Consider the following 14869-nt stretch of genomic DNA (forward strand, 5'->3'; position numbering starts at 1 on the left):
ATGGTTCTCGTCAGATTTAGTTGCCGGCCACGCGGGAGACATCCTTCATGTTCTCTTCGAAGGCGACGAGCATCGCTTCCTGCTGGCTGAGGCCGGAGCGCTTCACGCGTTCGATCGCCTCGAACATCCGCTTGTAGTCCTTCGGAATCACCTTCACGAATTTCCACATGTACTCTTCCCAATTTTGCAAAATGCGGTCGGCCACCGTGCTGCCGGTAAACGTTTCGTGATGCTGAATCATATTGCGCACTTCCTCAGCTTCATACGTTTCCTCCAGCTGCTCGAGCAGCACCATCTCTTTGTTGCAGCGGCCTGCAAACGTGCCGTCCTCGTCGAGCACATACGCGATGCCGCCGGACATGCCCGCCGCGAAGTTGCGGCCTGTCGGTCCGAGCACGACGACGCGGCCTCCCGTCATGTACTCGCAGCCGTGGTCGCCCACGCCTTCCACGACGGCACGGACACCGGAGTTGCGCACGCAGAAGCGCTCGCCGGCGATGCCGCGGATGTACGCTTCCCCGTCGGTCGCTCCGTAAAAGGCCACGTTGCCGATGACGATGTTCTCCTCCGGCACGAACGAAGCGTTTTCCGGCGGGAAAATGACGATTTTGCCGCCGGAAAGCCCTTTGCCGACGTAATCGTTGGCATCGCCCTCGAGCGAAAGCGTGATGCCCTTCGGCACAAATGCGCCGAAGCTTTGGCCCGCCGAGCCGTTGAAGTGGAGGCGGATCGTATCGTGCGGCAAGCCATTCAGCCCGTAGCGGCGGGTCACTTCGCTGCCGAGAATCGTGCCGACGACGCGGTTGACGTTGCGAATCGGCAGAATCGCATGCACGTGCTCTTTTCGCTCAAGCGCCGGAGCGCAAATGTCCATCAACTCCGTCACGTCGAGCGAGCGGTCCAGCCCATGATCCTGCGGAATGCTGCAGTAACGGCCGACGTCTTCCGATACGTCCGGCTGATGCAGCAGCGGAGATAGATCGATGCCTTTCGCTTTCCAATGCTCAATGGCCTTTTTCGTTTCGAGTATTTCCGTATGGCCGATCATCTCTTCCACCGTGCGGAAGCCGAGCTCCGCCATCAGCTCGCGCATGTCCTGCGCCACGAAGCGCATGAAATGGACTACGTGCTGCGGATCGCCGGTGAATTTTTTGCGCAGCTCCGGATTTTGCGTCGCCACTCCGACCGGGCAAGTATCCAGATGGCAGACGCGCATCATGATGCAGCCGAGCGTGATCAGCGGCGTCGTGGCGAAGCCGAACTCCTCCGCGCCGAGCAGCGCGGCGATGACGACGTCGCGGCCGGTCATCAGCTTGCCGTCCGTCTCGACGGCGATGCGGCTGCGCAGGTTGTTCAGCACCAGCGTCTGGTGCGTCTCGGCAAGGCCGAGCTCCCACGGCAGGCCGGCGTGGCGGATCGACGTCTGCGGCGATGCGCCGGTGCCCCCGTCATAACCGGAGATGAGCACGACGTCGGCCTTGCCCTTGGCGACGCCGGCGGCGATCGTGCCGACGCCGACCTCGGACACGAGCTTCACGCTGATGCGGGCGCGCGGGTTGGCGTTTTTCAGATCGTGGATCAGCTCCGCCAAATCCTCGATCGAATAGATGTCGTGATGCGGCGGCGGCGAGATCAAGCCGACGCCCGGCGTCACGCCGCGGCACTCCGCGACCCAAGGGTACACCTTGGAGCCCGGCAGCTGTCCGCCTTCGCCCGGCTTCGCGCCCTGCGCCATCTTGATCTGAATCTCGTCGGCATTGACGAGATAGTTGCTCGTGACGCCGAAGCGGCCCGAGGCGACCTGCTTGATCGCGCTGCGGCGGGAATCGCCGTTGGCATCCGGCGTGAACCGGTCGGGGCTTTCGCCGCCTTCGCCTGTGTTGCTTTTGCCGCCGATGCGGTTCATCGCGATGGCCAGCGCCTCGTGCGCCTCCTTGGAGATCGAGCCGTACGACATCGCTCCGGTTTTAAAGCGGCGCACGATCGATTCCACAGGCTCGACCTCTTCAAGCGGAACGGACGGACGGTTCGGCTTGAACGCAAAAAGCGAGCGCAGCGTCATATATTTCTCGTTTTCACGATGGATCAGCTTCGTAAATGTTTTATACTGCTGATAGTTATTCGTCTTAACGGCCGTTTGCAGCGCATGGATCGTCTCCGGCTGGTACAGGTGATCCTCGCCGCCCTGCCGCCACTGCAGCTCGCCGCCGGCATCGAGCACACGGTCGCGGCCTTCCTGCTGCGAGTAGGCGCGGCGGTGGCGTAAAATCGCTTCCTGTGCGATCGTATCGATCTTGATGCCGCCCACCGGTGTATACGTCCATGTGAAATATTTGTCGACGACCGTCTGGTCAAGGCCGACCGCTTCGAAAATTTGCGCGCCGCGGTAGCTTTGGAAGGTGGAGATGCCCATCTTCGCCAGCACCTTCGTTACGCCTTTCGTCACCGCTTTAATATAGTTGTAAACCGCCTTTTCGTGCGTGATATCCTTCAGCACTCCGCCACGGATCAAGTCGTCCAGCGATTCCAGCGCCAGATACGGATTGATCGCGCCTGCGCCGTAACCGAGCAGCAGGGCAAAATGATGCACCTCGCGCGGCTCTCCCGATTCGAGCAAAAGGCCGACCTTCGTGCGCGTGCCTTCGCGGATCAGATGGTGGTGCAGCCCGCTGACCGCAAGCAGCGCCGGAATCGGAGCAAGCTCCCCATTCACGCCGCGATCGGACAGGATCAGCAGCGTTGCCCCGTCTGCAATCGCCCGGTCGGCCTCCGCGTACAGCTCCTCTACCGCCTTCTCCATCGCTTCCGGACCGCCCGATGCGGCGAACAAAATCGGCAGCTCGGCGACCTTGAAGCCGCCCTGCTGAATATGGCGCAGCTTGGCGAGCTCCTCGTTCGTCAGGAACGGCGTCCCGAGACGGATTTGCCGGCAGCTTTCCGGCACCGGATCGATCAGGCTGCGCTCCGGTCCGATGGTCGTGCCTTGAGCCGTAATGATCTCCTCAAAGTTCGAATCGATCGGCGGGTTCGTCACCTGCGCGAACAACTGCTTGAAGTAGTTATAAAGCAGCTGCGGACGGTCGGACAGCACCGCGAGCGGGGCATCGTAGCCCATCGAGCCGACCGGATCGACGCCGATTTTGGCCATCGGCTCGAGGAATTTGCGCAGCTGCTCGAATGTGTAGCCGAACGCCTGCTGGCGCTGCTTCAGTGATTCGTGATCGGCAGCCGGCACCTCCGGAGCGTCCGGCAGCTCCTCCAGCGAAATCAGATGCCGGTCCAACCACTCGCGGTAAGGCTTCTCGCTGACGATACGCCGCTTCGCCTCCTCGTCGGAGACGATGCGTCCGGCCACGGTGTCGACGAGCAGCATGCGGCCCGGCGTAAGGCGTTCCTTGCGCACGATCTTCTCCGGCGGGATGTTCAGCACGCCGACTTCGGAGGCGAGCACGATCAAATCGTCGCTCGTCACGTAATAACGCGCCGGGCGCAAACCGTTGCGGTCGAGCACCGCGCCGATGATGCTGCCGTCCGTAAAAGAAATTGCGGCAGGGCCGTCCCACGGCTCCATCAGGCAGCTGTGGTATTCGTAAAACGCTTTCTTTTCGTCGCTCATCGACTCGTGCTTGGACCACGGTTCGGGAATCATCATCATCGCAGCATGAGGCAGCGAACGTCCGGTCAGCATGAGAAACTCCAGGCAGTTGTCGAACATCTGCGAATCGGAGCCTTCCGTATCGATGATCGGAAGAATTTTTTTGAAGTCGTCGCCGAACAGGCCGGTTTCGCACATCGCCTGGCGCGCATGCATCCAGTTCACATTGCCGCGCAGCGTATTGATTTCTCCGTTATGGATCAAATAGCGGTACGGGTGCGCCCGCTCCCAGCTCGGGAACGTATTGGTCGAAAAACGGGAGTGGACAAGCGCGAGAGCGGTTTCAACATCGGGGTCCTTAAGCTCCATGTAGTAGCTGTCTACCTGATCCGGCGTAAGCATTCCTTTATATACGATCGTGCGGCTCGAGAAGCTGGGGAAATAACACGAGAGCCCCCCGGCTCGGACAGCGTTTTCAATCAATTTGCGGATCACATACAGCTTGCGCTCGAAAGCGAGGTCGTCCGTCACATCGCCGCTTTGCCCGATAAAAATTTGCCGGACAACCGGTTCCACGGACTTCGCGGAATCTCCGAGCTTCGAGTTGTCGACCGGCAGCGTTCTCCAGCCAAGCACTCGTTGTCCGACCTCGCGAATTTTTTCCTCAATTAAAGCTTCGCATTTGGCGCGCTCCCCGCCGTCCTGAGGCAGATACGCCATGCCGACTCCGTATTCGCCCGGGTCAGGCAGCGCAATGCCTTCCTTCGAACATTCCCGTTGCAAAAATTTATGGGGGATTTGCAGCAAAATGCCGGCCCCGTCGCCGGTGTTCGTTTCGCAGCCCTGGCCGCCGCGATGATCCAAATTGCAAAGCACCGTAAGCGCCTGGCTGACGATTTCGTGAGACTTTACGCCCTTGATGTTCGCGACAAACCCTATTCCACAAGCATCATGCTCAAATTGCGGGTCGTACAACCCCTGTTTCGCAGGCAATCCGTTTCTCATCATGATGTGCAACCTTTCCTTCCCTATTTTTGCGTTGCGCCTTCATTAAAGAGCGGTGAAAATGCCCGCCGCATGTTCCGGACCGTGCCTCCCGGCCGCTTGCGACTCTAAAGACACGACGGAAGGTCGCTTCGTTCTTTTTTCACCGCTCCCTTAAAACGCATCCGTGCTTTACGGATTCGCAGTATTAAAATCGGGGTTCGCACGGGAGCGCCATCCAGCCAAAAATGCGGTTTTACAGTAAAATTCAGGAATCTATCAGAGTTATGATTATATTAACACTAGAAAATCGTTAAGGCAATTTAAAAAAATCAGATTTTTCTAAAAAACACAGGTGATTTAGCGCTCAGAATCCAGTAAAATATGTGAAGAACGAGCATATGGAAGGAACTAGAAATCGATGAAATCCAGTGACCCTTTTGCCCCATTGTCCAGAACTTACCCCCATAAATCTATGACGGTACAGCAGCAAATTATGACGAATCTTTTCCAGTTCGGCCACATCGGCGTCGCGCTGCTTTCCTTGAGCGGGCATTTTCTGCGCGCCAACCCGGCTTATTGCGATATGGTCGGTTATTCGGAATACGAGCTGCTCGGCAAAGATATTTTGTCGATCACCCATCCGGGCGATCTGCTGCCCAGCCTCAGCCTGTCGAGCCAACTGATTGAGGGGAGCATACCCAGCTATATAATCGAGAAAAGATATGTCCACCGGGACGGCCGCACCGTCTGGGTCCGCAAAACCGGCACCTTGCTTCGCGAACGTTTGAAGCCTGCGCATATGCTTATACAAGTCGAGGACATCTCCGCCGAGAAACGGCTGGAGCAGTGGATGATGACGGCCAACAAGAAGCTGAAAAACGTATACGAAAGCATTTCCGACGCCTACGTGACGGTCGATCGCGAGGCAAAGTTCGTTTATGTGAACAAAGCGGCGGAAAAGCTGTTCGGCAGAAGAAGGGACGATCTGCTCGGGCAGTGCCTGTGGGGGTTGTTTCCGGAAGCGGCCGACAGCCCGTTTTTGCAGCAGATGCAAGCGGCTTTGGAGGAAATGAACCCGCTGCAGGTGCAGGCGTATTCCCCGGACTGCCGGCTTTGGCTCGATGTCCGGATCAGTCCTTCGAAAGAGGAAACCGGCATTTTTTTCCGCGACATCACCTCTCATATCGACTTGGAAAAAATGTACCGCGAAGCGAAGGAGCAGCTCGATTCCCATGCCCGAATCGAGACGAATTGAAATGACCCCACGTGGGCCCAAAGACCGTTGCAGCCTCCCTACAGCGTATGATAAGATTTACATCTTGGTATGGAGGATGCACGAAAATGACGATACATTATTGTATGGGGACGGGCCGCTTGTTTGAACCGCTGTACCGCCTGGAAACGCAGCCGCATCCGCTCGAAGCGGAGCTGCTTGCAACGCCGGCGCTGCGCCGCCTCAAGCTATTGCACCATTACGGCGCCGGTTCGCTATGCACGCCGGTCGTCCATTCCAGGCTCGAGCATACGATGGGCGTATGGGCGTTAACCGCCCATTTTTTTCCGCGCGATCTCGAGCTTCGCCTTGCGGCACTGCTGCACGATGCCGGGCATTTGCCGTTTTCCCATGCGGTGGAAAAACCGCTCGGCGTGAGCCATCACGCTTTGACGGAGGCAATCATTGCAGAGGGCGAGGTAGCCCGGCTGCTGCGCAAATACGGCTTCCGCCCGGAACGGATCATCGATTTGCTCGGGCAGGATACGCCGCTGACCAGCCGAACAACGCAGCTCGGTTTGGACCATATGGACAGCTTTCTGCGCGATACCGAGGCCGCCGGGCTGAGCCGGATGGCTCCTGCGGACATCGTCCGGCGTGCCCGGATCCATGGGTGCGGCGTAAGTACGGACGAGCCGGCGGCGCTGGCGCTGATGGACGCCATCCTCGCCGATCACCGTTTGTTTTTGAGCCCTCTCCTGCTGGCCATGGACGCTTTTCTGGCGGAAGCGGCGCTCGCCCATGCACAGGCGGTCCCCGATTTCGCATCGGCCATTTCCGCCATGACGGACTACGAGCTGCTCGCCGCTTTGGAATCGAGTCCCGTCCAGGCCGCCCGCGACAAATTTCGAGTTCTTGTCCGGCAGCCGCACCGCATTCGCACGAGCGGCGTCCCTTTTGACGGAAGCTTCCGGGTGGAGGTGCGCAAAGTATACGACAAACTGCCGTGGATCGACGGCAAGCCCGCCGGGGAATCGACCCCCAGGGCGACGGAGATGCTGGCCCAGCTTCACAAGCTCGTTACCGCCTATCATATAGGCTTGAACTGACACGATCATCATCAGAGAGGACGGTCTGCCCCGTGGCACAACTTTATTTTCGATACGGCACGATGAACAGCGGCAAATCGATCGACGTGCTCAAGGTCGCCCACAATTACGAGGAGCAAGGCAAAAAGGTGATGCTGTTCACCCCGGTCGTCAACGACCGCGATGGCATCGGCAAGGTCGCTTCCCGCATCGGCATGCAGAAGGAAGGGATTATCGTAGGCCCCGATACCGATATGGTGAAGCTGGCGGCGGAGGAGAAGCCGAACTGCATTTTGGTGGACGAGGCGCAATTTTTAACGAAGGACCAGGTGCTGCAGCTGACGGAGATTGTGGACGAGCAGGGCATTCCGGTCATCGCCTACGGCCTTAGGGCCGACTTCCTCGGCAAGCTGTTCGAAGGAAGCTACCATTTGCTCGCGCTCGCCGATAAAATAGAAGAAATCAAGACGGTATGCTGGTACTGCGATAAAAAGGCGACGATGAATATGCGCTGCAAGGACAACGTGCCCGTCTTCGAAGGCCAGCAGATCCAGATCGGCGGCAACGAAAGTTATATTCCGGTTTGCCGGAAATGCTACTCATTAAAAAAGAAACAAGCACATAATCTGTAACAGGATGTCCGCCAGGGGACGGGGCCGCAGAGCAATGCGGGTTTCGTCCTCTATTTGCGTTTTGGGCCGGGTATCGTTACGAAAACCCGTTCACCGGCCCGGCTTGCCCTACATAAAATGGGAATAAACAAGCCGAATCCGGGAGGCGGGTTTTATGAAAAAGCTTCGCCGCACGCTGCGCATCGCCGCAGTTCTCTATCTGCTTGCCTGGTTTATGGGCGGCTTTTGGTTCATCGCCGTGCTGAAAAGCGATACGCTCCACCGCTTGGCCGGCATTGACGTGGACAAAATGAAGGATTACCTGTATTACGCGCTGGCCGGGGCGATCGGCGGCACCTTGTACGCGCTGCGAATATTGCATGAGTTTTATTACAGAATCAACGTCCGGTGGCTGATCTGGTATTTGCTGCGTCCGTTTCTTTGCGCGGGAACCGCCGTCATGACGATCGTCTTGTTTCAGAGCGGCATCCTGCTGCTGCAGGTCGGGGACACGGCAAGCGCGAAAATCGGAGTCGCTTTTCTCGTCGGCTATGGCTTCGGCAAATGCATGGATAAGCTGAAAACGCTGACCGAAGTGCTGTTTAACGGCAAATCGGACCCGCCGCAGGGAGGCAAAGAAAACGCGAAATAGCGGCGGCTTATGTCGAAGCAAACCACAGGTTTTTGTAGTTGCTCCATCCGAAGGAGCTGATCGATGCGCCTCTCAGCTGCTGCGGGTAGTTCATATGCTGCAGCCGGCGGTATAAAAACAAAATCTCCCCCGAAGCGGCCAACTCCCTCTCCAGCGAATGCCATAGCTCCAGCCGCAGGGAACGTTCCGCCGCTGCGCGAATCCGTTCCAGCCGAGCCGTCCATTGGCCCGCAAGCTCCGGGGACATATGGCGGCGAACCGGACTGTCCGGGTTGCCCAGCTGAAAAAAATAAGTCCACTCCTCATCTTCGTCGACCGCCTGCTCCAGAAGCAGCATGTCCGCCGCATCGATCGTCTCCGGACGAAGCAGCTCGTCATACGGGACAAGCACGACCTCGAGGTCGACCGCGACGGCCCTAAGCGCTTCCCGAAGCCAGGCCGACTCCCGCTCGTTGCCGGCACCCTCGTAAGTATACAGCGACAGCCGGACAGGCTTGTCCCAGGCCGGACTTGTCATTTCCGGCTCCTCCGCCCACGATGGCCGGCGAGGGCCAGGCTCCATGTCGAGCACAAAACCGCTCGCTTCCTCGCTGCGATTTCCCCCAAGCTCCCCGATCATCCGTCTGCGGTCAATCGCCGCCCCGATCCTCCTGCGGACGCGCCGGTCAGCCAGCGGTCCACCCTTGGCCGCGTTCAGCGTCATCCACTTGCAGCCGCGGTCCAGCAGCGATTCCCGCTTCCACTCCTTGCCACCCTGTCCGGCGTAAGGGTAATGCTGGAAGTTCACGCCGAACGGCCCCTCTTCGGCTTCCGGAGCCGTTTTCTCGTAAAGCGATGGGAGAAACCACATTTCGACCCGGTCCAAATGAGGACGCCGCCGGTAATACGGCGCGAACGCCTCCAGCGCCAGGATGACGTCGTCATGGCGCGCAAGGCGGAACGGCCCGGCGCCGGGAGGCGTCCGCAGAGCGCTGTCCCAATCGCAGGGCACGATCGACGACGCCGTCGAGCCTAGCAGCGCCGGCAGCCGGTGATCCGGCGCGGCGAGCCGCAGCTCGACTTCGTAGTCGTGGCGGATGCGGACGTCGCGAATCGCCGCAAACAGCGGCCGGTAAGGCGAATCGTCGGCAGCCTGCAGGCGTCTGATCGTCGCCGCGACATCCCGCGCCGTCATCCCCGAGCCATGATGAAATAAGACGTGCTTCTGCAGGTAAAACACCCAGCAGGTTCCGTCGCGGCCGCACTCCCAGTGATGGGCTAGCGCCGGCTTGTATTCGCCCTTGGCCCGGTCGAATTCGACCAACGTATCGAACAGCTGTCGCACCATGTGCAGTTCCGTCCGGCGCGTCACATAGGCGGGATCGAGGCGGCCGAGCAGCCGGTACGTGGAAAATCGCAGCGTTTCCACCCGCCCCGCCGCCGGCGTATGTTCGACGCGGTAGCCGAGCGACCCGGCCAGCTCGCGGATGAGCGGCTCCACCGCGGAAGCGCCGATCCGGCCGCTTTTGATCAGCTCGAGCGCCTCCCGTTCCTTCCCGAGCGAGAGCCACATCCTGGCTTGCTGCGCCAGCAGCTGCTCCGGGCTCGTCAGAAACGCAAGCCGCGATCCGTTTCCTCTTCCGCGGCCGGGGCGCCAGCCGATCCAGCCGGAGTCCGCCATCGCTTTGACTATCAGCTTGACGTTGCGCTCCGTGCAGCAAAGCAGCTGTGCCAGCCGTTCGACCGTGACCGGCACCTCCTCCGCATGACGCTCCGTTTCTCGCATGAGCGCCTTGTACAGCGTTTCAAAGTGCTCCTCCATACGCAAGCCTGGTTCCCTCCCCCCCCGTTCTGAATTACTTCTTATGAAAAGCTCTGATCGAAGTCTCTTCGAACATGCCAGGTTTCGATTTTAAAAAAGGTGAAATTTGTTTGCGTTTATTTTACACTTTTTATTCCCCTTTTTCCAAGTAAAATACAGTTATTGTTAACGGATAACGAACGGGAAAGGAGCTTCTTCATGCGCTCGTCCGGCAAAACATCCGTCGTCATCATCGCCGTCGTCACCGCCATCTGCCTGCTCGGCGATTCGATGCTGTACATCGTGCTGCCCGTCTACTGGGAACAATTCGGGCTGGATTCGCTGTGGCAGGTCGGCGTGCTGCTGTCCGCCAACCGGTTTGCGCGGCTGCCGCTCGGCCCGCTCGTCGGCTGGCTGTACCACCGCATCACGAAGCGCAGCGGCGTGCTGCTTGCGGTGATCATCGCGCTCGTCACGACTTGGTCGTACGGATTTTGGCACGGCTTCTGGCCACTCCTGCTGATGCGGGTGCTGTGGGGAGTCGCATGGTCCATGCTGCGGCTCGGCGGTTATTTGACGGTGCTGGACGCTTCCGGGGAAAACAACCGCGGCCAACTGCTCGGTACGTACAACGGACTTTGGGGTATCGGCAGCCTGGTCGGCATGCTTGCGGGAGGCCTGCTTGCCGATACCGTCGGCATTCCGGCCATGTGCGCCGCATTAAGCGTACTGACGGCAGCGGGAATTCCTTTCGTGTTCAAATACGTTCCCCCTGTTATAGCGGCCGTCCCGGCCAACCCCCGGGAAGGAGACGTTCCCGCTCTACCGTTTTGGAAGCAGCGGGGGCCTCTGTTCGTGCTGCTGACCGGCCTGCTCATCTCGACCGTCTACTTCGGCATATACACCTCCACGCTGAGCAAAATGGTCGCGGAGCACCTGCCCTCCGGTGCGCAGCTCGCCGGCATCGCGGTCGGCGCGGCGACGCTGACCGGCATCGTCCAGGCGGTCCGCTGGGCGTGGTCGCCGTTTTTATCTCCGTGGATCGGGAGGCTCTCCGACGGCCGACTTGGCCGGAGAGCGGTGTTTGCCGGCGCGCTGCTCGGAACAGCGTTCGTCTTCGCCTCACTATCGCTCCCCGCGCCGTTCTGGCTGTGGATGGTGCTGCTGATGGTCACTCAGCTCGGCAACACAGCCGTCGTTACGCTTATGGATGCGCTCGCTTCCGACGAGGCATCCAAAACGTCCAAGGTCGCGTTTATGACCGTCTATACGACCGCCGTCGATCTCGGCTCCGCGATCGGGCCGTTCGCCGGTTATTTGGCGGCCGGTACGCTCGGCTTATCCGGACTGTACGCGCTGTCCGGAGCGCTGCTGGCCGCCCTCGCCTTATGGTGGGCGGCGGACCGCAGAAGCTCCGCCCATTTCATTTCGAAAGGAGAATAGTCATGAATCCCCGTTTACAAAAGCAGCTCGAATTTATTATGGAAATCGACAAGCTGAAGCACATTTTTCGCCGATCGAAGCTCATGAACCGGTCCCGGTTCGAAAATGACGCCGAGCATTCGTGGCATCTGGCGGTCATGGCCATGCTGCTGGAGGAGTACGCGGGCGAAACGGAGCTGAACCGGCTGCGGGTGCTGCACATGCTGCTCATTCACGATCTCGTGGAAATCGATGCGGGGGATACTTTCGCATACGATGCGCAGGGGCATGAAGACAAGCAGGAGCGCGAGGAAAATGCGGCCAGAAGGCTGTTTTTCATGCTGCCGCCGGATCAGGCGGAATGGATTTACGGGCTGTGGAGGGAATTCGAAGAGCGGCAAACCCCGGAGTCCCGGTTCGCCGCCGCTCTCGACCGGCTGCAGCCGCTCATCCATAATTACTACACGGAAGGCGAATCGTGGAAGCTTCACGGCATCAGGCGACAGCAGGTGCTCGATCGCAACCGGCATATCGCCGAAGGCTCTCCCGAGCTTTGGGAGCTTGCCCGGCATTTAATCGAAGATGCGGTGCGCAAAGGTTATTTGGCGGAATAACGTGCGGTTTTAGCCATGCCTAACTTTCCCAAGCAATAAAAAAATCATCTCCGGAAAAGGAGATGATTTTTTTATTGCGGTCCTAATCGTCAGCGCAGTGAACCGCCGGCGGTTTTACGGCTCATTTGATTCACGGCACTGAACAGAGCTTTTACGGATGAGGTCATGATATCAACGTCAATGCCGCAGCCCCAATGGACGCTGCCGTCCGAAGCTTTGATGCCGATATAAGAGACAGCTTGCGACTTAGAGCCTGTTTCCAAAGCGTGCTCTTTATAGATCAAATCCGTATAGTTCATCCCCAGAACGGTTTGCAGAGCATTGCTGATCGCATCGAGTCTTCCGTTTCCGGTGCCGGCAATTTCCTTGACTTCATTGCCGATCCGTATAGTGACAACGGTCTGAAAATCTTCATCGTCTGTAAAGCGGTATTTGACAAACTCGACAGGCGTTTGTATATTCACATATTCCTTCACGAAAATATCGTAAATTTCATCGGGCAGCAGTTCCTTTTGCTGCTGATCCGATACGTTTTTAACGCAGTAACCGAAGTTTTCGCGCATTTTCGCCGGGAGATCGAGTCCGTACTTCAGCTGCAGCACGTATCCGATCCCGCCTTTGCCGGACTGGCTGTTAATGCGGATTATATCGCCTTCATACTCCCTGCCGATGTCCTTCGGATCAATCAGCAAATAAGGGACCGACCAATGCCGGGGTTCCTTTTCCTCGCGCCATTTCATTCCTTTGGCAATGGCATCCTGATGCGAACCGGAGAAAGCGGTGAATACCAGCTCGCCTCCGTAAGGATGTCTTTCGCTTACTCTCATTTTGGTCAGTCGTTCATAAACGGAGATGATCGCAGGGATGTTCTCGAAATTCAGCTTCGGGTCCACCCCGTGGGAGTACATGTTCAGAGCCAGCGTGACAATGTCCACGTTCCCCGTTCTTTCCCCGTTTCCGAACAAAGTGCCTTCGACGCGCTGGGCTCCGGCCAGCACCCCCAGCTCCGCATCCGCCACACCCGTTCCCCTGTCGTTATGCGGATGGACCGACAAGATGACATGCTCCCGAAAATTCAGGCGCTCGCTCATATACTCGATCTGGCTGGCGTACACATGAGGCATCGACATGGATACCGTTGCGGGAAGATTGATGATGACCGGGTTCTCCGCCGTCGGCCGCCATACGTCGAGCACGCTGTTGCAGATGTCCAGTGCAAAATCAATTTCCGTACCCGTAAAGCTTTCCGGAGAATACTGGAACTGAAAATTCCCTTCTGTTTCCTCCGCACACTGCTTTAATAACTTGGCGCCGCTCACAGCGATGTCGATAATTTCTTCTTTGGATTTGCGGAATACTTGTTCCCGCTGCGCCACGGATGTCGAGTTGTACAAATGCACTACGGCTTTTTTCGCGCCTTTCAGCGATTCAAAGGTTTTGCGGATAATATGCTCTCGCGATTGGGTAAGCACTTGGATGGTTACATCGTCGGGTATCAATTCCTGCTCGATCAATGTGCGCAAAAAGGTAAATTCCGTTTCCGAAGCTGCGGGAAATCCGACTTCGATCTCCTTGAACCCGATATCTACAAGCAATTTGAAGTATTCCAGCTTCTCCTCCAAATTCATCGGAACGATTAATGCCTGATTTCCGTCACGCAGATCGACGCTGCACCAAATCGGTGCCTCCGTAATGTATTCCTTTCTGGTCCAATTCAAGCTTGTCTCTGGCGGCATAAAATATCCTCTGGCGTACTTTTCAACATTTTTCATGGTTATCCTTCCTTTCATCAATTTCTGTGCTGACTTGCCAAAAACCGGACGAAATGCAAAAAAGCCTTTCATCTCCGATGAACAGAGACGAAAGACTTTGACATCTTACGCGGTACCACTCCGAATTCATGCCATACCCGGCATGCCCTCTACGGATACGGGTTTGCAAAAACGTTCAACCCTTGTATCCTCCTGATGATAACGGTCAGGCTCCGGCTCCACCTACTTTTCCGGGTTCAGCGAGCAACTCCAAGGCGAGTTCCGATTATCTCCGCGGCTGTTTCGCACCGTCCAACAGCTCTCTGTTCGCTTGAAAAATCGTACTATTCCTTATCAACGTATTTTAAAAATATTTGTGACAATCTTATATCACTTAACCTATGGTGTCAAGTGTTATCTTAACCCATTGGTTTGCGGGCGGCAACCTTGTACGCTCTTCTATGGTGCAGGGCGCTTGAAGAAAGCGATAAGCCGGTCTTGATGCGGCGTCACCGATACGAGTTCCCAGCCATGCCGGCCCCATTTGGCCAAAGCGTAGTCGAAGCCCGGATAACCGGCGTAATCCCCGAGTCCGGTTTCCGTGCTGTACTCCCACTTCTGAATATCGCCGGCTGCTTCCTTATAACCCGTATTTCGGCTTACATGCCCCGTGCGCAATGCAGCGGCTCCGATTTTATCCAAAACCGCTTCGCGTTCCGTCTCTTCGATGCCAAAAACACGCGGCGGCTCCGGAATATGAAACTGCGTATGGGAGTGGAACACCTGCAGCACCAGCGTGCCGAGCGATGTGCCGTCCGGCCGCTTGACCGCGTACCAGGCGCACCGCTCCCGCTCTTCCGGCGGTCCCCAATTTTCCACCGAATCGGATAAATGAAAGCCGGGACGAACCTGAAAACCGGCTTCGATCAATTCGTCGAACAAAGGGGCCGTAAACTTTTGAATATACACTCCGTAGGCGCGGTCTCCGTATTGTTCGAACATCCTCAAGAGCTCCTCCCGCTGCTCGTTCAGAACATCCTCCCATGTCTCACTTACACAATGATTGGCGTATTTGGCGACCGCCTGAATGTCGGCGGTGTCCGCCTCGCCGTACTCGATAAATTTTTTCATGAAATCCAGCTCCTCTTAAAAAATT

At 57.6% G+C, this 14869-nt stretch carries 10 protein-coding genes and 1 other annotated feature; of the genes, 6 read left to right on the top strand and 4 right to left on the bottom strand.

All coding sequences use genetic code 11. From position 1 onward, the window contains the following. Window positions 1-16: 16 nt before the first annotated feature. Window positions 17-4603, bottom strand: a complete 4587-nt coding sequence (gene gltB, locus MYS68_RS26840) for a glutamate synthase large subunit (protein WP_248928770.1) — start codon at window positions 4601-4603, stop codon at window positions 17-19. Between the two features lie 397 nt (window positions 4604-5000). Here gltB and MYS68_RS26845 point away from each other — a divergent pair, with 397 nt between their 5' ends. The 4 genes from MYS68_RS26845 to MYS68_RS26860 all read left to right on the top strand — a co-directional run bounded on the left by MYS68_RS26845 (window position 5001) and on the right by MYS68_RS26860 (window position 8146). Further along, the gene (locus MYS68_RS26845) at window positions 5001-5837 is read left to right on the top strand and encodes a PAS domain-containing protein (protein WP_248928771.1); all 837 of its coding nucleotides are present in this window, start codon (window positions 5001-5003) and stop codon (window positions 5835-5837) included. Between the two features lie 86 nt (window positions 5838-5923). Then, window positions 5924-6904 carry an HD domain-containing protein gene (locus tag MYS68_RS26850; protein ID WP_248928772.1) on the top strand — a complete coding sequence of 327 codons (981 nt, stop codon included), beginning with the start codon at window positions 5924-5926 and terminating at the stop codon, window positions 6902-6904. A gap of 32 nt (window positions 6905-6936) precedes the next feature. Then, complete coding sequence (locus tag MYS68_RS26855; protein ID WP_248928773.1) at window positions 6937-7515, top strand: thymidine kinase; 579 nt, start codon at window positions 6937-6939, stop codon at window positions 7513-7515. A gap of 154 nt (window positions 7516-7669) precedes the next feature. Then, window positions 7670-8146 carry a hypothetical protein gene (locus MYS68_RS26860; protein ID WP_248928774.1) on the top strand — a complete coding sequence of 159 codons (477 nt, stop codon included), beginning with the start codon at window positions 7670-7672 and terminating at the stop codon, window positions 8144-8146. A gap of 7 nt (window positions 8147-8153) precedes the next feature. Here the strand turns inward: MYS68_RS26860 and MYS68_RS26865 are convergent, their stop codons facing one another. After that, window positions 8154-9947, bottom strand: coding sequence for an ABC transporter substrate-binding protein (locus tag MYS68_RS26865; RefSeq protein ID WP_248931024.1), 1794 nt, complete (start codon window positions 9945-9947; stop codon window positions 8154-8156). A 198-nt stretch (window positions 9948-10145) separates the two neighbouring features. Between MYS68_RS26865 and MYS68_RS26870 the strand changes: the two genes are divergently transcribed. Beyond that, on the top strand, window positions 10146-11369 hold the full coding sequence (locus MYS68_RS26870) for an MFS transporter (RefSeq protein ID WP_248928775.1): 1224 nt from the start codon (window positions 10146-10148) through the stop codon (window positions 11367-11369). Between the two features lie 2 nt (window positions 11370-11371). Next, on the top strand, window positions 11372-11962 hold the full coding sequence (locus MYS68_RS26875; protein WP_248928776.1) for an HD domain-containing protein: 591 nt from the start codon (window positions 11372-11374) through the stop codon (window positions 11960-11962). A gap of 89 nt (window positions 11963-12051) precedes the next feature. On the opposite strand, the gene leuA is transcribed toward MYS68_RS26875, so the two are convergent. Beyond that, window positions 12052-13734 carry a 2-isopropylmalate synthase gene (leuA, locus tag MYS68_RS26880; RefSeq protein ID WP_248928777.1) on the bottom strand — a complete coding sequence of 561 codons (1683 nt, stop codon included), beginning with the start codon at window positions 13732-13734 and terminating at the stop codon, window positions 12052-12054. 80 nt (window positions 13735-13814) lie between these two features. Continuing rightward, window positions 13815-14080, bottom strand: a binding site (T-box leader). A gap of 92 nt (window positions 14081-14172) precedes the next feature. Then, a complete protein-coding gene (locus tag MYS68_RS26885) occupies window positions 14173-14844 on the bottom strand; it encodes a DUF6022 family protein (RefSeq protein ID WP_248928778.1) in 672 nt (223 codons plus the stop codon). Window positions 14845-14869: the final 25 nt, after the last annotated feature.

Source organism: Paenibacillus hamazuiensis, from assembly GCF_023276405.1.
GTDB lineage: Bacteria > Bacillota > Bacilli > Paenibacillales > NBRC-103111 > Paenibacillus_AF > Paenibacillus_AF hamazuiensis.